This window comes from Streptomyces sp. NPDC049954 (genome assembly GCF_040656295.1).
Taxonomy (GTDB): Bacteria; Actinomycetota; Actinomycetes; order Streptomycetales; family Streptomycetaceae; genus Streptomyces.
Genome location: NZ_JBFALS010000015.1, coordinates 1 through 23,156 on the forward strand (window position 1 = coordinate 1; position 23,156 = coordinate 23,156).

At 69.9% G+C, this 23,156-nt stretch carries 18 protein-coding genes and 1 pseudogene; 7 read left to right on the plus strand and 12 right to left on the minus strand.

What is annotated here, in order from left to right:
- Both AB0J21_RS27740 and AB0J21_RS27745 read left to right on the plus strand, forming a co-directional pair.
- A partial coding sequence (locus AB0J21_RS27740; RefSeq protein ID WP_363148865.1) for a transposase occupies window positions 1–488 on the plus strand: 488 nt, incomplete at its 5' end.
- A 183-nt stretch (window positions 489–671) separates the two neighbouring features.
- A pseudogene (locus AB0J21_RS27745) lies at window positions 672–845 on the plus strand (Uma2 family endonuclease); the annotation flags it as partial.
- Window positions 846–1,001: 156 nt separating this feature from the next.
- On the opposite strand, the gene AB0J21_RS27750 reads toward AB0J21_RS27745, so the two are convergent.
- The gene (locus AB0J21_RS27750) at window positions 1,002–1,415 is read right to left on the minus strand and encodes a hypothetical protein (protein WP_363148866.1); all 414 of its coding nucleotides are present in this window, start codon (window positions 1,413–1,415) and stop codon (window positions 1,002–1,004) included.
- 1,152 nt (window positions 1,416–2,567) lie between these two features.
- Here AB0J21_RS27750 and AB0J21_RS27755 point away from each other — a divergent pair.
- The 4 genes from AB0J21_RS27755 to AB0J21_RS27770 are packed head-to-tail and all read left to right on the plus strand — an operon-like array spanning window position 2,568 to window position 7,206.
- Window positions 2,568–3,182 (plus strand): RraA family protein, encoded by a 615-nt coding sequence (locus tag AB0J21_RS27755; RefSeq protein WP_363148867.1) that lies wholly within the window; start codon window positions 2,568–2,570, stop codon window positions 3,180–3,182.
- Window positions 3,183–3,201: 19 nt separating this feature from the next.
- Window positions 3,202–4,341 (plus strand): glycoside hydrolase family 88 protein, encoded by a 1,140-nt coding sequence (locus AB0J21_RS27760; RefSeq protein ID WP_363148868.1) that lies wholly within the window; start codon window positions 3,202–3,204, stop codon window positions 4,339–4,341.
- Complete coding sequence (locus AB0J21_RS27765; protein ID WP_363148869.1) at window positions 4,325–6,355, plus strand: heparinase II/III family protein; 2,031 nt, start codon at window positions 4,325–4,327, stop codon at window positions 6,353–6,355. Before AB0J21_RS27760 ends, AB0J21_RS27765 begins: the two co-directional genes overlap by 17 nt.
- Complete coding sequence (locus AB0J21_RS27770; RefSeq protein WP_363148870.1) at window positions 6,352–7,206, plus strand: AraC family transcriptional regulator; 855 nt, start codon at window positions 6,352–6,354, stop codon at window positions 7,204–7,206. The genes AB0J21_RS27765 and AB0J21_RS27770 overlap by 4 nt, the downstream gene beginning before the upstream one ends.
- Window positions 7,207–7,233: 27 nt before the next feature.
- Here AB0J21_RS27770 and AB0J21_RS27775 read toward each other — a convergent pair whose 3' ends face one another.
- The 4 genes from AB0J21_RS27775 to AB0J21_RS27790 all read right to left on the minus strand — a co-directional run bounded on the left by AB0J21_RS27775 (window position 7,234) and on the right by AB0J21_RS27790 (window position 10,741).
- Window positions 7,234–8,004 carry an SDR family oxidoreductase gene (locus AB0J21_RS27775; RefSeq protein WP_363148871.1) on the minus strand — a complete coding sequence of 257 codons (771 nt, stop codon included), beginning with the start codon at window positions 8,002–8,004 and terminating at the stop codon, window positions 7,234–7,236.
- Window positions 8,001–9,035 (minus strand): alcohol dehydrogenase catalytic domain-containing protein, encoded by a 1,035-nt coding sequence (locus AB0J21_RS27780; protein ID WP_363148872.1) that lies wholly within the window; start codon window positions 9,033–9,035, stop codon window positions 8,001–8,003. The genes AB0J21_RS27775 and AB0J21_RS27780 overlap by 4 nt, the downstream gene beginning before the upstream one ends.
- Before the next feature lie 64 nt (window positions 9,036–9,099).
- Window positions 9,100–9,876 (minus strand): SDR family oxidoreductase, encoded by a 777-nt coding sequence (locus tag AB0J21_RS27785; protein WP_363148873.1) that lies wholly within the window; start codon window positions 9,874–9,876, stop codon window positions 9,100–9,102.
- Window positions 9,877–9,946: 70 nt separating this feature from the next.
- On the minus strand, window positions 9,947–10,741 hold the full coding sequence (locus AB0J21_RS27790) for a helix-turn-helix domain-containing protein (RefSeq protein WP_363148874.1): 795 nt from the start codon (window positions 10,739–10,741) through the stop codon (window positions 9,947–9,949).
- 172 nt (window positions 10,742–10,913) lie between these two features.
- Between AB0J21_RS27790 and AB0J21_RS27795 the strand changes: the two genes are divergently transcribed.
- Window positions 10,914–11,825 carry a phytanoyl-CoA dioxygenase family protein gene (locus AB0J21_RS27795; protein WP_363148875.1) on the plus strand — a complete coding sequence of 304 codons (912 nt, stop codon included), beginning with the start codon at window positions 10,914–10,916 and terminating at the stop codon, window positions 11,823–11,825.
- Between the two features lie 33 nt (window positions 11,826–11,858).
- Here the strand turns inward: AB0J21_RS27795 and AB0J21_RS27800 are convergent, their stop codons facing one another.
- From AB0J21_RS27800 to AB0J21_RS27830, 7 genes are all read right to left on the minus strand, one after another.
- Window positions 11,859–13,052, minus strand: a complete 1,194-nt coding sequence (locus AB0J21_RS27800) for a polysaccharide pyruvyl transferase family protein (protein ID WP_363148876.1) — start codon at window positions 13,050–13,052, stop codon at window positions 11,859–11,861.
- Between the two features lie 200 nt (window positions 13,053–13,252).
- Window positions 13,253–15,337, minus strand: coding sequence for a DUF2264 domain-containing protein (locus AB0J21_RS27805; RefSeq protein WP_363148877.1), 2,085 nt, complete (start codon window positions 15,335–15,337; stop codon window positions 13,253–13,255).
- Window positions 15,338–15,417: 80 nt separating this feature from the next.
- Window positions 15,418–17,064: an extracellular solute-binding protein gene (locus AB0J21_RS27810; RefSeq protein WP_363148878.1), complete on the minus strand. Its 1,647-nt coding sequence runs from the start codon at window positions 17,062–17,064 to the stop codon at window positions 15,418–15,420.
- A gap of 79 nt (window positions 17,065–17,143) precedes the next feature.
- Window positions 17,144–18,052, minus strand: a complete 909-nt coding sequence (locus tag AB0J21_RS27815; protein ID WP_363148879.1) for a carbohydrate ABC transporter permease — start codon at window positions 18,050–18,052, stop codon at window positions 17,144–17,146.
- Complete coding sequence (locus tag AB0J21_RS27820) at window positions 18,049–19,071, minus strand: ABC transporter permease subunit (RefSeq protein WP_363148880.1); 1,023 nt, start codon at window positions 19,069–19,071, stop codon at window positions 18,049–18,051. Before AB0J21_RS27820 ends, AB0J21_RS27815 begins: the two co-directional genes overlap by 4 nt.
- 120 nt (window positions 19,072–19,191) lie before the next feature.
- Entirely contained in the window at window positions 19,192–21,384 is a 2,193-nt protein-coding gene (locus AB0J21_RS27825; protein ID WP_363148881.1) for an alpha-galactosidase, read from the minus strand.
- Between the two features lie 500 nt (window positions 21,385–21,884).
- Window positions 21,885–23,081 (minus strand): glycosyl hydrolase, encoded by a 1,197-nt coding sequence (locus AB0J21_RS27830; RefSeq protein WP_363148882.1) that lies wholly within the window; start codon window positions 23,079–23,081, stop codon window positions 21,885–21,887.
- Window positions 23,082–23,156: the final 75 nt, after the last annotated feature.

Consider the following 23,156-nt stretch of genomic DNA (forward strand, 5'->3'; position numbering starts at 1 on the left):
GCTGGCCCGCGCACCACCGGGTGATTGCCCGCAAGGAGCCGCTGCATCCGCGCTACGTCAAGGACGCCAGCGCCTACGAGCTGAAACAGGAAGCGCGCTACCAGACCTTCGCCACCAACAGCCGCCGCGGCCAGATCGCCCACCTCGATGGCCGACACCGCAAACACGCCCGCGTCGAGCCGAAGATCCGCGATCAGAAAGCGTCCGGGATCGGCCTGCTGCCCTCGCGCGAGATGGAGGTGAACGCCGCCTGGCTCACCGCCACCACTCTCGCCGCCGACCTGCGCTGCTGGTTCCAGCTCCTCGCCCTGGACGGCGACCCCGCCAAAGCCACCCCGAAGACCCTGCGCTACCGCATCCTCCACGTTCCCGCCCGCCTCGTGCGAGGCCAGCGCAAACGACGCCTGAAACTGCCCGACACCTGGCCCTGGAACACCGCGATCATCCGCGCCTTCGAACGGATCCTCGTCCTGCCACACCCCACCTGACCAGCACGAATCACCTCACCGAGTGCCGAGAGGAGGCTCACCCGCACACTCCGGGCCCGTGGAACCCGGCGTCATCCGGCACGTCAGCCGACGCGCACCCCTGACCGGAACCGTCACCGGACAGGGATCAACGCGACACCACGGACGCAAGATCAACTGGCCGCCGCCGTGAAACAACGAGGCAAGGCCGGCATCCCCTTCTACTGGCGCATTGAACAGGCCGCCACCGGTGTCCCCATCGTGTACACCTACGTCCTCGACCCCGCCACCAAGGCTTACCGGGACGGCGAGATGTTCACCGGCGCGATCAAGACTGCCGCGCCGTTCCCCGTGACGGTCGATCTTGGCGTCCTGTAGGGGCACCGAGAGGTCGTCCACCATCGACGCTTGACCTTTAACGCACGCATCGTGCTACTTCGCAGTCCGATCGACAAGCGTCTTCCATCTCCGGACCTGGCGAACCTCCTGCTAGGCCAATTCTTCAGGTAGGCGATAGCGCACGCATGGGCGGCGTCAGCAGTACGGCCAGCTGATCCCTTGCCCGCCACCCCTGATCGCACGCCAACGTTCCACGGGAACCCGGCCCACAGCGGCGTAAATCCAGCCTCCGTAAAGGGCCTCGTCAACGATCTTCTCAAACGTGTGCCAGTCGGCCTGGTGCCCGCAGGAGGCGCAGCGGTTGGGGTTGAACCCTCGCCCGCGCTGCCATGCCGGCCTGTCAGCCAACTGCTCGCGGAGGCCTGGCTCACTGTCCGGCTCCGCCAGGATGTCGCGGGCCGTCTCAACCGCTTCGGGAAAGTCCGTGGTGGTGAACTCGTCGCCCCGAGGCCTGTGTGAAGGCAACAGCGCGAATACCCACCAAAAGGAGAACGAACACCGCTCGCACGGCGCCTCGAAGGTCAGGACATCCACCCTCAGCGAGTTCATTCTGACCTCCACAGTGATCGTCACACATGCCTTGGGGCATTCAGACGGGTAACCGTCACTTGGCTCAGCCGACCCGCGCAGGCGGCCGAAAGGCCGCGGGCTCCGTCTGCTACCGGTCGACGACATTGCCCACAGCCTGGAAAGAGTACGGGGACCTGGCATGCGCGAGTCGGCGGGGCATGCCCCGCCCCCAGGCACCGGCCCCGCACTACGGAGCGAGACCCGGTCCGTCCCCGACCACCCCTGACAAGACGATCCCCGAAAATCCGCACCGATGCCGGGCACGGTTCTCTCCCAAGAGTGACCCGGCAGCTTCGGGGGCAGTCCGGAGGACCATGGGAGAGGTGCCGTCAGTCGGAGTCGGCGACTGGGCGCGGGCGGGACGAGGACGGTGACCGAGCGCCCTGACACGCAAGCGCCTCGGAGTTCGGGTACCGCACAGCCTTGTCCGAGGGTGAGCGCACGGGGCGGTGCGCCGTCGCTCCGGAAGGACTCCCCTCATGACCGTGGCACTGCTCTCTGCCGTGATCTGCACTGGTCTGCACTCGTGCGTTCACCCCCAGCGCGCCATCTGCCCGCTGACCCTTCTGGTCGGCCACCCCAGCGCGGAGGATGCTCGCCACCAACCCCGAACAGACGCGTGCGCGACCGCCGTTCCTCGCGGCAGAGGACTTCACGCCGCACCAACGCTCGTGAGCTGTGCGGCCGGCCTTCCGGTCTGGGTCACGATCCGCACGGCCCTTCACGCACCGCGTCGAAGGTCCGTCTCTTACGCCTCGTCTCCCCACAGCCCCCCGCATCTGAGGTGCCTACGGCGCGAGGGGACAGCCGTACGTACCCGCACGGCGACAAGGACGCGGAGTGCGGTGTCAGGGGCGGTGGGACCGGCAGATCGTGCAAACCATCGGCATACGGGGCCGGGTGTGCACCGCTTCCCCTTGCCTACAGTCTGGAGGTCGGCGCCCAGCCGCCACTTCACCCGCGTCGCCGCCGACAGGCGGACGCTCACAGCAGAGTTCTGCAGGAAGTGAGTCACCACGCATGGACCGTTCACGCACTGACGCCGCGCCGCCTCCCGTCACATCATCCAGGGACCTGTCAGTCGCCGGGTCGCCACTCGCCGACGGTGAGCTGTGCGACCGGTACGCCCGCGTGCCCACGGCCGCGGTCAACGACGTGCTCCGCAGCAGGGGGCTCGTCCGCCAAGTGATCCCCCACGCGATCGTCCCGTTGCGGGACGACATGCGACTGACCGGTGTGGCGTTCACCATCAAGGGTGCCAAAAGCCTCCAACTGGACGGCGAGATGGAGGAACGGGCCGCGATGCTGGAGGAGATCCCGGACCACTCCGTCTGCGTCTGGGACACCTCCGGCGACGACGAATCGGCACAGTGGGGCGAGGTCATGACCATGGCCGCGCAGCGAAGGGGCTGCCGTGGTGCCGTGGTCGACGGCGGGGTGCGGGACACGGAGAAGATCTCGGACCTGGACTTCCCCGTCTTCGCCCGGTACCGGACGTCCAACGGCATGCTCGGCCGCTTCCGGATGACGGGCTGGCAGACCGACATCCGGCTTGGTGAGGTCACGATCTCGCCGGGTGATGTCATCGTCGGCGACCTCGACGGAGTGATCGTCGTCCCGCGCGCTCTGGCCGAGGAGGTCCTGCTCGCTTCCGAGGAGGTGGAGGAGACCGAGATCGGGATCAAGGAGATGGTCTCCTCCGGCGTGGAGCCCCGAGAGGTGGTGAAGCGTGGTGGCTACTTCTGACCCCGGGCGGTCCGGTGACGTGACAGACCACGCCCCGCATGCCACACCTCACGATGTCGCGGTCGGGCTCTTCCTCCACTACGAGGCCATCGAGGAGATCAAGGCCTACTACGGTGTCCTGGCGATCTACGCGCTGGGGCGTGCGGCGGCGGAGGCCGGCGACGAGGCCGGCGTTCGGCGCGCGGAGTCGGTGGTCCGCCAGTTCCCCGACGAGATCACACATCCTCCGTACAACTTCCCGAGCTACCGCATCGGCGGGATCGCTCACGCGTATCTGAGCACGCTGGGTCTCCTCGACGACCGCTCGGAGCTGCTGCGGCAGTACGCGGACGAGATGATGACGGCGACGCGCGACGAGAAGGGGATCCTCGCCATGCCGGGGTGTCCCGGACTGATCTGGATCGACGTCGCGATGGCATCCGCGCCTTTCCTGATGTACGCGGGCATCGCCCTGGACGAACCCCGCTACGTCGACGAGGCGATCAACCAGGCCGTGCTGATGTACGACGAGTTCCTCGACCCCGGCAACGGTCTGCTGCACCAGTGCAAGGGGTTCGTCGCCGAGGGGGTCGTCTCGCAGGACCACTGGGGGCGGGGCAACGGGTGGGGCCTGTTCGCTCTCGCCGAGCTCCTGCGCGCACTGCCCGAGGGCGCGGACCGGCGCGCGGAGGTCGTGGAGCGGTTCCTCGCCCTGTCACGGAGCCTGTTGCCGCATCAGACCGGCCGGGGGATGTGGCGTCAGGAGATACCCATGGCCGATGCCTGGGAGGAGTCCTCAGGAACCGGCCTGATCGTCTACAGCCTCGGGGTGGGGATCCGGCAGGGGGTGCTGGTCGGCGAGGAGTGGCACGAGGCCGTCAGGGCCGGGGTGCACGGCCTTGCCCGGTGGTGCGTCAACACCGACTTCTCCACGGAGAACAGCTGTCCGGGCACGCTGTGCCCGGGCGAGGGCGAGGCCGCGGGGACTCCCGCCGCCTACGTCGGTCTGCGTGCGCCCTTCCGGGACGAGCCGCACGGGTTCGCCGCGCTGATCCTGGCGATGTCCGTCGCGCCCGTCGTCGGCATCGAATCAGTGCGGCTTCGGCCCTCCCGGCAGTCCGGGCCCTATCTCTCCTCCTCCCCGACCACTGATGAGGCCTCCCATGTCCTTGGCGAATGATCCCCGCGCGATGAGCCGGCTCGATGTGCGGCGCGTTCTCGACCTGTGCCGGAAGGACCCCCGGGCGCAGGGCATGCTGGATGTGCTGACGCAACGTGCCGAGCGATGGGCCTCTTCCCCGACCCTCGTCGATCCGGGCGACGCGGCCGCGAGGGTGGACTGGTGGTACGTCTGCTGGGAGCGGCTGAGCGATGTCGCGCTCGTCCAGGCGCTCATGCCGGACGAGCGCCGGGCCGCCTGGCTCACCGACGAGGTGATGAGGATCTGCGGCCTCCCGGCGGACGAGTGGACAGGCCCCTCGTTCCGGCCGCGGTCCTCACCTCCGGTCGGCACCCTGGAGACGGCCCACATCGGTCTCGGCGTCACCACGGTCCTGGAGCTCTGTCCGGACCTCTTCGACGAGGCACAGCGCCGCCTCGTCGAGCAGGCCCTCGTCAGCAAGGGCCTCGAACCGTGCCGTCGCTTCCTGGAGGGCAACGAGCGCGTGCCCGGGGACGGGGAGACGGCGCCCGACGTGTGCAACTGGTACCTGGTGCTCCTGAACGGATATGCCGCCATGGCCTTGGCGACAGGCTCCGATGCCGACATCGAGACGCTCCCCGGCCGGTTCCGGTTCGGGGCCGCGCTGTGTCAGGACGACAGCTACGCGGAGTGGGTCCAGTACTGGGGCTACGCGATACTGCACCTCACGCACCTGTACGAGCTGGTGATCGCCGCCGGCGTCCCGGGGGTGTCCCCGGAGTGGATCACGCCCCTGGGCAACGCGCTGCCGTGGGTCGCGCAGTCGGTGATGTTCGAGCAGAAGCGCAGCTCGTGGGGTGAGGGCCGCTATACGGCGATGGTGAATTTCGGGGACACGGCTCTGACGGGGCGGCCACCTGCCGATGCCCTCCTGTGCCTCGCGAGGTTCCTGCCCCACTCCGGCGGGACGGGGCATCAAGGTCTCGCACGCTGGCTCTTCGAGACCACCTACGCGGACTTCGAGCTCATGCCGGGCGGAGCTTCGACCTTCGGCTTCTTCAACGGGATCAGCTGGCGGAGCCTCAACCACCTGGCGGATGCCGCCGAGCCCGTGTCGCCCTCGGCGGCCGGACTCGCGACAGGGCAGGGCTTCAGTACGGGCGCGGTCGTCGTCCGCGACTCCTGGCAGGACACCCGGACGGTACTGGCCGCGCGCACAGGCCACGACAAGCTGCCCACCGTCTCGCACCGTCATGCCGATGACGGGAGCTTCGTTCTGGGGCATCGGGGGGAGGTCCTGTTCACGGACCCGGGTCACTGCTGCTATCGCCTCCAGGCGGAGTCGGACGCCAAGTCGGCTTCCGCGCACACCGGTTGGTCGTTCTCCGATCCCTCGACAGGTGAGACGGTGACGCAGAGCCTTCCGCTGACCGTGGAAGCCCAGGGGGGCCGAGTCGGGCCGCGCCTCGTCGACAGCCCGTCCGTACAGGGACCGGTCACCGTCTTCAGCGCCGATCTGGCCGCCGCCTACCGGGATTCGGCCGTCGTCCGTGCCCGGCGCACCTGGATCAGCTGGCTTCCGCATGTCGTCCTGATCGTCGACGAGATCGATACGCGGCACCCCTTGGTCGTACACTCTCACTTCGTGATCAACAACCGCGACGATCACCTGCGGACCAACAGGGCCACGGACAGCCGGCTCGTCTTCCGGCGTGGCGAAGCGGCGGCCAAGTTCTTCCAGCTGGCGTCCGAGACCGATCAGCGCCCGTCGATGTCTCCCGTGCAGACGCGTTGGTCCGCTCTCCATGACATCTACAGCCCGCACCCGAACTCCCCCGGCCAGGGCAAGGAAGGAAGCGGCGAGGTCCACACGTTCTCCTCGGCGACCGCCGGGTCTCACCATCGCAGCGTCTACTCGATCATTCTGGACGAGGAGTCGGCGATCCAGGGCTGGCACATCTGGCTGCGGAGCGGGAACGTCGCGGTGGTGCAACGTCCGGAGGGCAGTGAGATCTCCTTCGACCTCGACCACTTGCTGGACAGCGCGACGTGACGAGCCGTTCTTCGGGTGATCAGCGGCGGCAGGTCCCTGTCCTGCCGCCGCGGGACCCGTTCGACTGCGCGGTCAGCGACATCGACTACGTGCTGATCCGCCAGACCGGGCCCAACTGGCGGATCACCAACCACGCCAACACGCAATCCCACATCATGGTCTACGCCGTGTCGGGCAAAGCGGACTACGAGATCGCCGGCCAGGCCTACCGTATCCGGCCCGGGGCGCTGATCCTGATGCCTCGCGGCACCGTGCACACGGCCAGCAGCGATCAGGAGGACCCCTGGCACTTCATGTCGGTCGCCTTCCGGGTGACGGCGGCCGGCCAGGATCCGGACGCGCTGCTCGGCACCCTCCCCGTCGTGAGCACCGATCTGTCCGGAGGGGTCACCACCTCCTTCGCGCAGCTGCACACCGCGTGGACGTCCCGGGAGCCCGGGTCCTCGCTGCAGATGCGGGGGCTGACCTCGGCGGTGCTCTTCCGCGTGATCCAGAAGCACGGCCAGTCGACGCTGGAGGCGCCGCACGCGCGGCGCATTTCCGCCATCATCCAGCTCCTGGCGGACAACTACGCGACCACGTACACGGTGCAGCAACTGGCCGCCCTGTCAGGGTTCAGCCCTTCCCATTTCCGGACCACATTCAAGAAGGTCACCGGAGTGTCGGCGACGGCGTACCAGCAGAACGTCAAGATCGCGAAGGCCACGGAGTTCCTGCGCAGCGGGGAGTTCAACGTCACGGAGACCGCACGCCTGACCGGCTTTCGGGACGTGCACTACTTCAGTCGCCTGTACAAGAAGATGACCGGCACCAGCCCCTCGCACCTGTTCCAGAGCGGTTTCACCGTCTGAACGGCCGGGACGGGCGCCGGTCGCGCGTCATCGCGCCAGCCAGCCGCCGTCGACGGGCAGCGTCGCGCCGTGCACGTAGTCGGCCGCGGCGCTGGCCAGGTACACCGCACTCCACGCGATGTCCGAGGGATCGCCCCAGCGGCCGGCCGGGATCCGGTCGAGGATCGCCCTGCTGCGGTCCGGGTCGTCGCGCAGCGCGGCCGTGTTGTCGGTGGCGATGTATCCGGGGGCGAGGGCGTTCACGTTGACACCGGATCCGGCCCACTCGTTGGCGAGCGCCTTCACCACGCCCAGGACGCCGTGCTTGGCGGCGGCGTATCCGGGGACCAGGATGCCGCCTTGGTAGCTCAGGAGTGACGCCGTGAAGATGATCTTTCCCGCGCCTCTCCGCACCATGGCGGCACCGAGGTGCCGGGCCAGCAGGAACTGGGCGGTCAGGTCCACCTGGAGGACCAGGTCCCAGTCCTCGTCGGAATGGACGGCCGCCGGCGCCCGGCGGATGACGCCCGCGTTGTTGACCAGGATGTCGATCGGCGGGTCGGCCTCGGTGAGCGCCGCCGCGAGGCCGGCGACGGCTTGACGGTCCGCCAGGTCCGCCTGGACGGCCTGGAAGGACCGCCCCTGCGCGCGGACCGCCACGGCGGTCTCGCCGTCGTCGGTGAGGGTGCTGGAGACGCCGACGACATCGGCTCCCGAGCGGGCGAGTGCGACGGCTATGGCCTGGCCGATGCCACGGCTGGCCCCGGTGACCACGGCCCGGCGGCCGGAGAGGTCGAACGGTGAGCGCGGTTCTGTCATCGGGCCTCTCCTGTGCCGGTGCCGACGAGGACCTTCATGACCCCGTGGCCGGACTCCATCGCGGCGAACGCCTCGGCCGCCCCGTCGAGCGGGACGATCGTGGAGATCATGGCCTCGGTGGGCACCGTTCCGTCGTGGATCAGCTCCACGGCCTCGGCGAAGTCCCTCCGTTCGTACAGCCGGGCGCCGACGAGGGTGAGTTCGCGCCAGAAGATCCGGTGCAGGTCGACGCTCTGGGGGCGGGGGTGGATCGCGACGAGGCAGAGCCGGCCGCGGACACCGAGTACCTGCACTGCGTTGGCCAGGCCGGCCGCCGCTCCCGAGACCTCGAAGGCGACGCAGGCGCCGGCACCCTCGGTCCACTCCTCCACCGTGGCGTTGGGGTCCTCGTCGCCCGGGTCGACGGTGCGGAATCCGAGCCGGGAGATGAAGTCCCTTCGGTAGGTGTCCGGTTCGACGACCAGTACGGAGCCGCCGGCCCGGCGGGCCAGGAGCGCGATCAGCACCCCGATGGGCCCGGCCCCCACGACCACCACGGTTTCGCCCTCCGAGACCCCGGCCCGGCGGACGTCGTGGACGGCGACCGCCGTCGGCTCCACGAGTGCGGCCGCCGCCAGGTCGATGTCGGGCGGCAGGGCCACCACCACGCCGGCCGGAACGGTCCAGCGTTCCTGGAGGGAGCCGGCGGAGTCGACTCCGATGAAGTCCAAGGACTGGCATATGTGCTGATGGCCGCCCCGGCAGGCCGCGCACGCACCGCAGGAGCGCAGCGGCATCACGGTCACCGGGTCCCCGGGCGAGAGACCGGTGACCCCCTCGCCGATCGCGCTGATCCGTCCGGACATCTCATGCCCGAGGACCGCCGGCCGGCTCACGCGGCCGTCCATGTCGCCGTGGAAGATGTGCAGGTCCGTCCCGCAGATCCCGGTGTAGGCCGGGGCGATCTCCACCTCGCCCGGTCCCGGTGGGCGCCGGTCGACGTGCGCCGTGACGATGGAATGAGCACCTGCGTACTGGACTGCGAGGGGCATGTGAGGTCTCTTCTCCGAAGGAGGCGTGCAGGAAGTGGGTGGGGGAGGCTCGCCCGGCCGGGTGTCAACGCGACCGGGGAGCTCCCGTGGACTCGAAGAGCAGCTCGCGCACCACGACGTGAGGGGGAAGGGACATGATGTACAGCAACGCGGAGACCACGTCCTCGGGTGACATCAAGGACTCCCGCTGTACGGGCCGGTCGCCCCAGAACGGCGTGTCCGTTCCTCCCGGAGCCAGATGCGTGACCCGGATCCGCTGCTCTTTCAGCTGCAGGGAGAGGGCCGCGGTGAACATCGCCACGGCCGCCTTGGCGGTGCAGTAGCCCGGGGCGGTGGCGTTCGGCCGCAGGCCCGCCGCGGAACCCACGTTGACGATCAGGCCCTGCGCGCCGGCCAGATGAGGTATGGCGTGCTTGCAGGCGAGCATGGTCCCGGACACGTTGACGTCCAGCATCCTGCCGAGGTCCGCCGCCGACGCCTCCGCGATCTCGCCGGGGACCGACAGTCCGGCAAGGTTGACGAGGACGTCGAGGCCGCCCAGTTCACCGACGGCCGCCTCCACGAAGCCGGCCACCTGCTCCTCGTCGGTGATGTCGGCGACCCGGCCGAAGACGCCGGGCACCTCCCGCGTCAGAGAGTCGAGGCGTCGCTTGTCGGAACCCGTCGCCGCCACCGCCGCGCCGCGTTCACGCAGAGCGGCCACCAGCGCTCGGCCGATACCACCGGTTGCTCCCGTGACGGCTATCCGGAGACGGGAAAGGGAATCTGCTGCGCACATCCGACAACTCCTCAACAAGTCCTGGACCTGCAACTGTGGCCGTGGAGGGCGGGCCCGTGCCATTGACTGGAAGCTCCTCCCTTGCACAATCCGCCGCTCGGCCCCGGTCGCCGGCGCCGGTCGCCGGCGCCGGTCACCGCGCGGGGTACAGCGACCGGTGGCGTCGGCGGAACTCCGCCGGGGCGATGCCGTAGGTGGCCGAGAAGGCGGCGTAGAAGCGGCTCGCCGAACCGAATCCGGCGGTGTGCGCGACCTGTACGACGGACAGCTCCGTGGTCAGCAGGAGGTCGTGCGCCAACGAGGTCCTGCACTGCCGGATGTAGGCGCCGATCGTCACTCCGGTCACCGCCTTGAAGACGGTCATGGCGTACCCCGGGGCGAGTCCGACCGCCTGGGCGAGGTCCCGGACGGACAGCGGCTCGCGGAGGTGGTGCGCGACGTACTCGGCGACGGCGGCCGCGTGGGCCGGTCCGCCCGCCGGGGCCCGCGCGGCATCCTCCTCCACCGGCCCGGCGGACCACAGCCAGCGCACCACCGCCGCCTCGGCCTCCAGGGAGACGGCGTCCTCCGGGCCCAAGCCGGGTGTCTCCCAGCGGCCGGTCACGTGGGCGTCCGCGTCGTCCTGGCGCACGATCACGGCGGTGTCGCGCAGCAGCCGGCGCATGACCGCGGCGCGGCCGCGCCAGTGGTGCAGTTCCGAAAGGGGGATGGTGACCCAGCGCACCGTGCACTCCGGGCCGGCCCGCACCAGACGGTGCGGAACCGCCGACCAGATGACGGCGACGCTCCGGGCGGGCACCACGACGTACCGTCCGCGCACGAGGTAGGCGAGGTCGCCGCCGCGGACGAGGTTGATCTCGATGCCGTCGTGCGTGTGCGTGCGGCCCATCGGTTCCGGAGCACCGGACCAGCAGTGGATCTGGACCATGCCGGTCTGCCCTCCTCTTTCCCCCGCCCTGCGTCTCCCCACCTCTGAGCAGGAGCTGAGGATACGGGAGAGAAGGAGAACAGAGCCGGAGGTTTCTCCCGCTTCCTCGCCCTAGCGTCGTCCATGGCGTCGCCCGGCGCCGGCAGACGGCCCGTCACCAGGGAGAAGAACGATGACGACGACATCCCACCCGCTCGCCCTCACCGGCGCGGACAAGGAGCTCTTCGACGAGCAGGGCTTCCTCGTCCTGCGCGACCGGATACCGCGGCACCTGCTGGAGCGGTGCCGTGTCGCCGCGCAGGAGTGGATCGACGCCGCGGACGGCGTTCCCGCCGGCCATCCGCGGTCAGCGGACTGGCACCGCGCCGAGCGCGGGGGCAGCTCCCGCCTGTTCCGGGTCGACTACGTGCACGACAAGGGCGGTGAGGCGGCTCTCGAACTGCTCGGGTCCCCCGAGGTCCTCGGCATCGCCGAGAGCCTGGCCGGCCCGGACTTCGTGCCGACCTACGAGTCCCTGGTGTTCAAGGGGGCCGGCGACGGTCAGCCCGTGCCCTGGCACCAGGACGCCGTGCACCCGCGCCGGCACCGCGTCTTCAACGTCGGCGTCTACCTCGACGACTCCCGCTCGGGCGAGGGCGCGCTACGGGTCCTGCCCGGCTCCCAGCGCGGCGCGGCCGACATCTGCGCCATCGAGCGGGACGGGGGCTGGGAACCGGACGGCTTCGTCGAGGTGGAACTCGCGGCCGGTGACGTGCTGGTGCACGACACCATGCTCGTGCACGGTTCACCCGCGGTCCGGGGCAACCGCCTGAGGCGCACGATCTACCTGGAGTTCCGTCCGGCCCGGCAGATCATCGAGGAGGGCCCCTGGGACCGTGCGTGGATCGACGCGCGGCTGCGGCTGGTCCCGCTGGCCCTCGCCTCGCACGGCGCGGTCCTCCCCCACAGCCGCCCCTTCCCGTGGAATCCGTCCCCGCGGCTGCGTCCCTCGCCTGCGCCCGGCCGGGAGGCTGAGCTGCGCATCGTGCACGGCGTCCACACCCCCGGCTCGTACTGCAGCGCGGGGCCGCCCGCCGTCCAGTAGGCCGGGCGCCCGCCACAAGGGCCGGCGCGACGGTCAGTGCCGTCGCGCCGCGCCGAGTGCGTCGGCGAGGACACGCATCGACTCCTTCTGCATCCGGTCCACCCTCTCCTTGGCCGCTGCGGCCTTCGCCCGGGCGGCGGCGGGGTCGGCGGCCATGCCGAGGACGGCGGGCGCGATGCCGGCCACGGACGCCGGGTCGTCCATGTCGAACAGCCAGTCACCGAGCCCGATGTCGCGCCACATGAACCCCTTGGACGTCTGTTCCTTCCACCGGCACACGAGGGCGGGCACTCCGTGGCCGACGGCCATGATCGGCGAGTGCATCTCGCTGCCGAACAGCCCGGCGGACCGGGCGTGGACGCTCAGCGCCTCGGCGAGACTCCAGAAGTCCTCCCGCCACACCACCCGGCTGCGGACGTCCGAAGGCAGCCGGTCGTAGATGTTCTCCCGTGCGACCTTCATCTGCGAGCGGTCCTCGGGGCACAGCAGCACCTTGAGGCCGGTGTCCCGTACCACCGCCTCGATCGCGGCGCGCAGCGGTGCGTGGTCCTGCTCGCGCATCCGCTCGTTGTACGCGTGGTCCCGCCGGTCCTGCTCCGTCATGGGCCGGTCGTAGATGTCCCAGTACGGGCTCACCCTCAGCCGGCTCAGGCAGCACAGGAACGTGCCGTCCTCCAGTCCGTTCGCGTCGAGGAACTCCCGCGCGGCGGTGTCGTCGCGGAGATCGACGGCGAACGCGCTGTCGGGGGTGAGGTCCACCACGGGTGCGCTCACCCCGGCCTCACGAGCCCGCTGGAGGGAGACCGAGTCCCGGAAGTACGCGAACTCGGCGCCGCTCAGCAGGCGGACCGTCTCCTCGTCGGTCTCCTGGAGCGTGATGCCGTACACCCCGTACGGCTTCCCGGTCTCCGCCCACCGGGCCAGCTCCTGCGCCCCCATGAGCTTGGGCCCCGACCCGTGCAGCAGGAAGTCGTTGTGGGCCAGAGCCGTCGCGAGGTTCTCCGCGGTCTTCTCCAGCACCCGCACGCGGGGGAACCGGGCGGCGATCTGCGCTTCCACCCCGTTGTCCACGGCACTGGGCCACAACTGCACCTCGGCTTCGGGGAGGTACTTCTCCAGCAGGGCCAGCAGTCCCGGTGTGTGCGCCACGTCGCCGATGTTCACCGTCTGCCACGCGGAACGCAGCAGGATGCGCGGGGGACGGGCGCCGGATGGTTCATGGGCCATGATCAGGCTCTCATTCGTATGAGGGTCAGGCGATCTGCGCGAGATCGGGGAGCGGTCACGGGGAAGCGCAACAGGCGTCCGTGCACGAGACGTTCGAGCCCGTCCACCGCCGAGCGGCCCAGCCGGGTCAGTTCGTTTCCGGAGGACCCCGCCAGGTGCGGTGTCAGCACCGTCAGGTCGTCTGCGTCATCTCGTCCCCGTCATGTCGTCTGCGTCGGGCCGTGTGCCGGACGCGTCGACGCGACGGCCTTGGCCGTCCCGGTCCCCGGCGGGTCGAGGCGGAACGCGTCGCGGTGTCCGTCGCCCCAGCGGACGCTCACCGTGCTGCCTTGCGCGTCCACCGTCACGTCGACGGTCACCTTCTCGGCGGACGTGACGATCGTGGGGTCGCCGGCGAGAACCAGCAGGGCCGCGTAGACCTCGCCGTAGCGCACCGGCTGCCCGCTGGTGACCGTGGGGACGGCCGCGTACCGGCCGAACGCGCTGGTGCCGTCGGCCTCCACGGCCGCCGCGTCCGGGAGCCCCCGCAGTCCGATCGCCACGCTGGTCGGTCCGTTCGCCGCCGTCACGTCGGCCCGCGCGGGCGAGGTGCGGGCCCGGACGGGTTCGTCGCCCGCGACGGGCAGGCCGCTCATGCTGAGCGTCCACGGCCCGTGGTCCTCGGGGAGTCCGGGGGCCCGGCTGTTGTCGGCGTCGGCGTCGGCGTTCCGCGGTTGCCAGGCGTCGACGCGTGCGAGCCGTACTTCGGCGCCGTGGTGCAGCACCGACGCGGTGGTCACCACGGGGCCGGTGGTGAACCGGGTCGAGTCGGGGACGAAGTAGTCGGGGAGTTCACCGTCGAGCCAGTGGGCCCGGTGGCGGGAGACCCCGACCCGGCCGTCCAGCCGCAGCCGCTGCCAGGGCCGTCTCAGGGAGGGCGAGCCGTCCGCGCGGACCAGGGCGACGTGGGCGTCGACCGGACGGGAGTCCGCGGTGCCGCCCACGGCGGGCCCGGAGGCCGTCGCGTACGCGTACCGCGCGTACACGCTGTCGTCGGACTCCAGGAACCTCGGGTCGGCGTGGTCCCCGCCGTGCTGGACCAGCCGCACGATCCCGTCCCGGCGGGTCCCCGAGACGAGCCACCCAGGGGCGGTGAGGGGGAACTCGGTGTCGGCCTCCTCGACGGGCAGCGGTTCCTCGGCAGCGGTCCACACCGGGTGATCGGCGGGCAGGAGCAGCCCGGCGAAGCCCTTGCTCGCCCAGTAGGGCGAGGCCGGACCGGAGTACGGCTGCCGGATGCCCGGGAACGCGTCCCGCCACCCGAGGGACAGCAGCCCCCGTTCGTCCACGCAGCCGCCGTCGAGGAAGTACCGCAGCACACCGCTGGCGAGCCGTCGGGTCAGGCCGGGAGCGAGGGGGGTGGCGTCGAAGAGCGCGCCGGTCCAGAAGGGGGCCGCGACCGCCATGCGGTAGGTCAGCGAACGCCCCTGGAACATCGGCGCGCCGTCGGCGCCGACGAGGTGCACCGCGTCCTGGAGATAGCGGGAGAGCCGTTCGCGGTACAGCGTCAGCTGGTCCGGGTAGGCGTCCGGTCCGGCGATGCGGCAGAACCAGAGCGGGTAGAAGTGCATGGCCCAGCCGGAGTAGTAGTCGAACCTCCGGTAGTCGCCCTCCTGGTCCGTGCCGTCGGCGTACCAGCCGTCGCCGGCGTAGAACTCCTCGTTGAGTGCCATGACGGCGGCGACGTCGTCGGGCGACCACGGCGCGCCGACCGAGCGCAGGAAGGCGTTCGTCACCCCCTGGAACCACGCCCAGTTGTTCCGGCTGGGCACCTGGCCGACCGCGGGTGCCAGCCACTCGGCCACCCGCTGCCGTACGGCGTCGTCCAGCCGGTCCCAGACGAGTGGACGGGTCTCGTGCAGCGCGAGCACGATCGAGGCGGCTTCCACCTTGGCCTGCGGGGTGTCCCGCAAGGTGGGCCAGCGCTCGGGCGAGGCGGGGTCCGTTCCGGCGGCCAGGCCGTGGGCGTACCGCTCCGCGAGCTGGAGCGGGTCGTGCTCCCCCGGTCCGGCGAGCCGGAAGGCCGCCAGCAGGAACGTGCGGGCGAAGCCTTCGAGGCCGTCGCTGAGCCGGCCCGACCGGCCGGCCGGGCCGGGCAGGTCGATCAGTGCGTGGGTGCTGGAGGCGTAGGGGCGTACCGCTGCGAGCAGACGGTCCGCGGTGTGCTCCCAGTGGGCGCGGGTCCAGCCGGTCAGCGGCGACAGCGCGCGGTCCTCCGGGGGCGGCGGGGCGGCTGTGGCTGCCATCGCGTTCTCCCTTCCGGTGATCGGTTCCGGTGATCGGTGCGATACGGAGCGGCCGGGCGCCGCCTCGTGGTTACGGGAGGTCAGGCCGCCTCGATGGCCTTCGTCAGCTCGTCGCGGGCGCTGTCCCCGCCGCTCTGCCGCCACGTGTTCATCGTGTCGTCCCAGGAGGAGACGGGCTTCCTGCCCTGGAGGATCTCGATGCGCGAATCGTCGAGGATCTGCTGGAGCTGGGCTTCCTTGCGGTTCAGCGTGGCCGAGTAGAAACCGAAGCAGGGGTCCTCGACGGAGGTTTCGAAGTGCACCTTCTCGAAGGTGTGCATACCGCGCACCACGTCGTCGTTGCGCGGGTAGTTGAAGACGTAGGGCGAGTCGGTGATGAACTTCACCCCGATCGACGTCTCGGCCTTCCCCTTGTCGGTGAGCGTGGGCGCGCCGTCGGCGTCCCAGGTGTAGTGGACCCCTTCGAGGCCGTAGCGGCGCAGGAGGAACTCCTGGCTTCCGATGGGTGCGGCGAGCCAGTTCGCGATGTCCAGCAGCTCCCTGGTGCGGTCCTTGCTGCTCTTCTTGATGGCGCTGAAGCCGCCCCAGAACGAGGGAGCCTGCAACCAGGGCGTTGGTGTGACGCCTTTCGCGAAGGAGAAGGCCGGCCGCCCGGTGATCCGGTAGGAATCCCCGGCGATGTTCTGGTCGTACAGGTCGGTCCAGCTGTTGTTCGGGTTCTGGATGAACGCGACCGTACCGGCGTTGAACCACTGGGCGTGCGGGGCGGTGGCGAGGAACGCGTCGGGGTGGAAGAGGCCGGCCTTGCGGACCTTGAGCATCGCGTCCAGAGCCTGCTTGGTCTCCTCCATCTCGTTGACGTTGGTGAGCTTTCCGCCTTCGGTCTTCCAGTTGTTCGGCAGGCCGAGCATCTGCTGGACGTAGAGCACCATGCCCAGGGGGCTGGCCAGTCCGTAGCGGTGCTTCGCGGGGTCGGTGTACTCCTTCAGGGCCGCGAAGAACTCGTCGAAGGTCTTCGGAGCGGGGTCGATGCCCTGCTTCTCCAGCAGGTCGTCCCGGCTGAAGAGCGCGATGTTCGCGCGCGGCCGCGGTATGGGAAGGCCGTATATCCCTCCGTTGACGGCCGACACCTTCCAGGACGACTGGGGGAGGTTGGCGAGGTGGGGGTAGTTCTTGATCTCGTCCCCTGCCAGGAACTCGCTGAGGTCCTGGCACTTGGCTTCGAGGAAGGGCGCCAGCTCCGGGACCGCGCCGTTGGTGATCTGGGTGAAGTCGGGCAGGTCGTCGCCCGCGACGAGAGTGGCGATCTTGGTCTTGTAGTCGCCGGAACCGACGACGCTCATCCGGAGGTCGACGTTGAGTTTGCCGTTCAGCGCGCGCCAGTACTTGTTGCGGTCCGCGCCCGGCGGGACGGGCGTGTAGGTCTGGACGAACCCGGAGACCTTCCCGCCCTTGCCCGGCGCCTTGCGGACCGACTTGACCGACTCGCGGGGGAAACCGAAGTACCCGTCGGTGCCGTCCTTGTTGACCTTGGGCAGGTCGGGCTTGATGCCGCCGAGCTTGCTCGGGACGTGGTGGGGCAGCTCGGCCTGCTTCCCGGGCTCGGCCGCGCTGCCACCGCCCCCGCCGCACGCCGTCAGGAGCGGGCCGCCGGCTCCGGCGGCGAGCGCGACGGCGGTGCCCCGCAGGACCGTACGGCGGCTGAGCGCGTGGTGGTTGTCGTTCATGAGATCCTCTGTTTCTTTCGAACAGCACGGAGAGACCGGATGGCCGTACGCCTCGTACGGCTCCTGCGATGCGCCCGGATCAGCCCTTCACCGCACCCGTCAGCATTCCCTTGGTGAAGTGACGCTGGAGGAAGGGGTAGACCAGCAGGATGGGAATGATCGACACCAGCAGGATCGCCATCTGTATGGACTGCTGGGGCGGCAGGGACTCCGCGGAGGCGTTCAGCTGGTCGACGCCCAGTTCGGTGTTGTTGACCACGTACGTGCGCAGGACCAGCTGCAACGGCCATTTGGAGCTGTCGTTCAGGTACAGCAGGGGTGCGAAGAACGCGTTCCAGTAGGAGACCGCGTAGAAGAGCCCGATGACGGCGAGCACCGCGCGCGACAGCGGGAGGATGATCCGGAAGAGGACGGTGAGGTCGCTGGCGCCGTCGATCCGTGCGCTCTCCAGCAGTTCCTGTGGCAGATCCATGAAGAAGGCGCGCATGACGATGACGTTGAAGGCGTTGATCGCCGTGGGGAGAATGATCGACCAGTAGCTGTTGACCAGCCCGAGGTTCTTCACGAGCAGGTAGCTGGGGATTATCCCGGGTGTGAAGAGCAGGGAGAACAGCACCACCATGAGCAGTGGTTTGTGGGCGTAGGAACCGGGCCTGCTCAGGCTGTAGGCGAGCAGCGCCGTGCATGCCAGGCTCAGCAGGGTTCCCGTCACCGTGACACCGATGCTGACCGCGAGGGCGCGGGTGACGACTCCCCCGTCGAAGATCGCCGTGTAGGCGTTGAGGGTCGGGTGGTCCGGCCACAGGACGTAGCCGCCCGCGTTGGTCACCTGCTCACGCGAGGCCAGGCTGGTGGAGATCATTCCGATGAAGGGGACGATCACCACGGCGCAGACGAGGGTGAACACCACCGCCTTGACGGCCCCGGCGAGCCGGGGCACGAGGCGGGGGGAGAGCGGGGTGGAGGGATGGACAGGGGTGTAGGTCATGACTGGTAGATGCCTCGCTCTCCGAACAGGTGGGCCACCTTGTTGGCGCCCAGTACCAGGGCGACGCCGACCAGGCCCTTCACCAGCCCCACGGCGGCGCTGACGCCCCACGCGCCGCCGACGATGCCGTTGTTGTAGACGTAGGTGTCGAGCACGTCGCTGGCGTCCTTACCGACGGGCCCCTGCTGGAGGATGATCTGCTCGAAGCCGACCGTGACGGCGTCTCCGAGCCGCAGGATGAGGAGCAGGATGATGATGCCGCGCAGCCCCGGCAGCGTCACGTGCCACATCTGGCGCCATTTGTTCGCCCCGTCGACGCTGGCGGCCTCGTAGAGGGACGGCGGGATCTGGGACAGGGCGGCCAGGAAGAGGATGGTCGCCCATCCGGTGTCCTTCCAGATCACCTGGCTGGTGAGGAGCGCCTTGAACCACTCCACGTTGCCGATGACGTGGACGGCTCCCACCCCGTGGTCGCGCAGCACGCTGTTGAGCAGGCCGGCGTCTCCGAGGAACTGCTGGAACATCGCCACGACGATCACCCAGGACAGGAAGTGCGGCAGGTACAGCACGCTCTGCACGAGCCGCTTGACGCGTTCCGACGTGAGGGTGTTGAGAGCGATCGCCAGCACGATGGGGGCCGGGAAGACGAGAACCACCTGGAGGAACAGCAGGACAAGGGTGTTCTGGAGGGCGTTGATGAACTGCGGGTCACCGTTGAAGATGACCTCGAAGTTGCGGAACCCGACCCATTCGCTGTTCTTGATGCCGGTGAAGGGCTGGTAGTCCTGGAAGGCGATGACGTTTCCCAGGAGCGGGAGGTAGTGGAAGAGCAGCAGGATGGCGATTCCGGGGACGGCGCAGAAGAGCAGGAGCCGGTCCCGGCGCAGACGGCGCCATCGGGACTCGCGCGTCTGCTGGTGCCCGGTGTCCCCCCGGGCGTTCTTCGAGGCGTTCTTCGCGGACTTCGGCGGAGCCTTCTTCGAGGCGATTCTCCGCGGCCGTTCCAGTCGATCGAGCATCAAGGCCACCTGACGTCATGAGGTTCTCGGTTTCCGCACAGCTCCACCAGCCGGCGGTGTGGCGGTCGACAAGCCTGCCGGGGGGCGCTCCTCTCACTCGCGCCGCCCGTCACGCACGGTTCAGACGACTTCCGCCAGCAGCAGCACGACCTGCAGGGGGCGCAGCTGCGGCATGGTGACTCCGACCCGGCCGAGCACGGCCCCCGAGACCACCGCGCCGTCCTCCGGCAGGCCGGGGACACGATCGGCACGCGATACCGCCACCTCCGTCGGAGGCTGGATCGAACGAATGCGGTACTGCCTGTCGGGAAGCAGTCCGGGGATGGTCATCCGCGGCGGTGTGGTGTTCAGCCCGTCGTCGAACTGCACGCAGGCCATCAGGGCGGCGGTGGCGTCCGGGGCGACGACCCCGTGCATCCACGGCCGGCCCTCGCCGGTGTCCGCCCTGACGACCCTCCCGGTGTGCAGGAGCGTCCGGTGTTCCTTGTAGAGCTCGACCCAGCCCTTGAGCGCGTCCCGTTCCTGCGGGCCGGCCTCGCGTACGTCCCACTCGATGCCGAAGTGCCCGAAGAAGGCCGTCGCGGCCCGGAAGGCGAGGGGCACGTACCGGCCGGTGTACATGGAGTAGGGCGCGGAGACGTGTGCGCCCAGGTACTCCGGGGGCACGAGCTGGCCGGTCCATCGCTGGATCGGCTGGCGCGCCAGGGCATCGGTCATGTCGGAGGCCCAGACCCGCTGGACGCGGTCGAGGACCTCCAGGTCGACGCGGGCGCCTCCGGCCGAGCACGACTCCCACTCCACGTGCGGGTGCCGTCGGCGAAGCTCGTCGAGCAGGGTGTAGTAGCCGAGGGTCTGCGCGTGGACGGCCGGCCCTCCGGCGCTTCGGCCCGAGCCCGCGTCCAGCAGCGCCCGGTTGTGGTCCCACTTCACGTACGAGATGTCGTACTCGGTGAGCAGGGCGTCGATGCGTCCGAGCAGGTACTCCACGGCCTCGGGCCGTGAGAGGTCCAGGACCAGCTGGTTGCGTTCCAGCAGCGGTACCCGCTCTCCGGTGGACAGGATCCACTCGGGGTGCCGGCGGCAGAGGTCCGAGTCCTGGCTGATCATCTCGGGCTCCACCCAGAGCCCGAACTGCATCCCGAGCTCCCGGACGCGGGTGACGAGAGGGTTCAGTCCGTCCGGGAACACGGCCTCGTCGACCCACCAGTCGCCCAGCCCCGCGTTGTCCGCTCGCCGGCCGTGGAACCACCCGTCGTCCAGGACGTACCGCTCGGCTCCCACCTCGGCGGCGAGTTCGGCGAGTTCGATCAGCTCCGCCGTGTCGTGGTGGAAGAGGACCGCCTCCCACACGTTGAAGTTCACCGGCCGGGGCGAGGCGGGGTGGGCGGGGAGGGATCGCACGTAGGTGTGGAACTGCTCGGCCAGTCCGTCGAGACCCTCGTCGGAGGCGGCGAAGTACACCCACGGTGTCTCGTATCTCTCGCCCTGGCCGAGGGCTACCTCGCCCGGCAGCAGGAGCTCCCCACCGCCGATCGTGAGCACGTCCTCGCGCAGTTCGGTGCGGTAGACCTGGTTGCCGCTCCATCCCACGTGCGCGCCCCACACCTCGCCCGAGGCGAACCCGAAGCCGCTGGTGCCGACGATGTTCAGCGTGGCCGAGTCGTGGCCCGGCTTGCCTCTGCGGCTCTCGCGCAGCCACAGCCCGTCGACGAGGGGGCGGCGCTGCGGGGTGCGTTCGTGCAGGATCCGGCCGGTGAAGTCGAGTCCCTCGCGTGCCGTGGCCGGTACGGGGACGACGACGTCGAGGGAGTCCACGACATAGGGCGCACGTCCGGTGTTGACGAGTGCGTGGCGCACCCGCAGCGGACCGCCCGCCAGCGATTCCACGGTCGTGGTCAGGGACAGTTCGGCGACGGTGTCGTGCGCCTCCATCGTCAGGACGGCGCCTTCGACGCGAGCACTGTCCAGGGTGAACGCCGGAGCCCAGTCCCGGCCGCTGCGCGGGTCGTCGCCGGTGCCGGCCAGGCGGTGGCCGCTCAGGCCGGGGCGTCCGAACCAGCCTCGCCAGTGTTCCGGAAGCAGTGGTACCGCCGACTCCGCGCCCGCGGCGCGTTCCGCCTGCTCGGCGCTCCAGGCAGCGGCTCCCTCGGCTCCGGAGGCCGTCCCGCACCAGACGACCGCCGGGAGGGCGGTGGACGACTGCTGGAGCAGCAGCCTCGTACGCCGGTCGCCGATCGCGTGCAGAGCCGGGAACAGCAACGGGAAGTGAGGGGACTGCGCCGAAGGGGACGAAGGCGGGTGGAGGGAGACCACGGCGCGAACCTCTTTCATCGGTGGAAACGACGTGCACATCGTTCTGGTGGGTCGGTGGACAAGGCGGTTGGTGATACGGCGCCCGCCTGTGTTCCGTGGGGAACGGGTCCGGCGGGCGGGAGGGTGCTGGAGACCGGAAGAGCCTGGTCAAGGCGTGGCGGCGGATGCGTGTGCGCCACGGTCCCCGCCGGGTCCCCGCGGCAACGTGCCGCCGTCGTGGTCCGGTCCGTGTGATCGTCCCGGTGCCTGCGCCGGTCGCGGGCGAACCGGCCGAAGGAAGGGACCGGGCATTCCGGGGCCGCCGGTGGGAACGACGCGTTCCGGACCGGTGGTCCGGCCGTTCGGGCCCTCACCCACGAGGCGGTGTCTCCGGTTACTCCGTGGGGTGCCCGGGGCCGCTGTGCTCTCCCTTCGCGTCGTGCTTGTCTGCCTGCCCGCCCGGGCAACACCCCTTCGTGCCCGGGTGGGGCGGGCGGATCGTTGTCGGTGCGGTTCGCCCGTCAGTGGTGGACGAGTTCGCGGATGCCGCGCGCGGCCAGACGCGCGGTGTCGTCGACGTGCTCGGGGAGGACGAGTGCCGGCCTGACCCCTTCGTCGATGAGGGAGAAGAAGCGGTCGGCGGCCTTGAGTCCTCTGTCCCCTCCCTCGGGGAGGACCAGTCCGACGTGGCGGCCGACGGGCCGGACCGGTTCGGCCCGAAGGTCCTTGATGAGGCGGGCGAGGCGGGCACCGGTCGGCTTGACCTCGTTGTCCACGGTCAGGAGTCCGAGGTCGTACTCGTACTCCACGAAGGCGGTGTAGCGCCGATCGATGTCGTGACTGCCCCACCAGGTGCAGCCCCAGATGCCCTCCGAGGAAAGCGTGTTGCGGACGAAGGTGTCCGCCCACTGCGGGATCGACTCCGCCGGACGTTCCACCGGCGAGGCTCCGAACTCCTGGAGCCACTTCGGCCGCCTCGGCCGTTCGGCGTACGCCTCGGCGAGCTCGGCCATGTACTCGCCGAGGTGCAGGACACCGGTGCCGTCCTGTCCGTAGCGCTCGATCGCGCCCGTCCAGTACGGGTAGCAGTGCAGCACGCTGGCTGAGCCCTGTGCGGCGGCTCCCGCGGGGGAGAACGTACGCGCTTCGAACCAGGGTTGATGGTCCACGCCGTTGACGTGGAAGCCACCGGGCGCGATGGCCTCGCAGTGGTCCAGCAGGCGAGCGGCCCACTGATCTCCCGCTGCCGCAGGCACGTCGCCGCTGGGCACCGACAGTTCGTTGCCGAGGTCGAAACCGAGAAAGCGGGGGTGGCCGCCGACGCACTCGGCGACCGCGTCGAACAGGAGCAGCTCCGCGCGGACCACGTCCTCGTCGGTGATCATGGAGCGGCCCTTGAGCCACGCCGGCAGAAAGGTGAAGCCGCTGAGCCAGCCGTCGAGCACCGACACCGAGACGTCCAGGCGTACGTCGGGGCGATCGGCGAGGTCCATCAGTTCGGCCAGCCGTTCCAGGGCCGTGCGGTTCACCACGGCGGGGTCGGGCTGGAACACCGGCCACAGCAGCTGGACGCGTACGTGGTCCATGCCCAGGTCCGACACGGCACGCAGGTCGTCCAGGACCGATACCGCGTCCCATTCGGTCCACGAGTGCCACCAGTTCTTGCTGGGCACGTAGTTCACGCCGAACCTCGGTGCCGCGTCGCGGGATGCCGCCATCGCTCCTGCCCCTCTGCTGACCGCTCGTACTCGCGCCGCCCCGGGTCCCGGGGCGGCCTCTTCACCGGTACACGC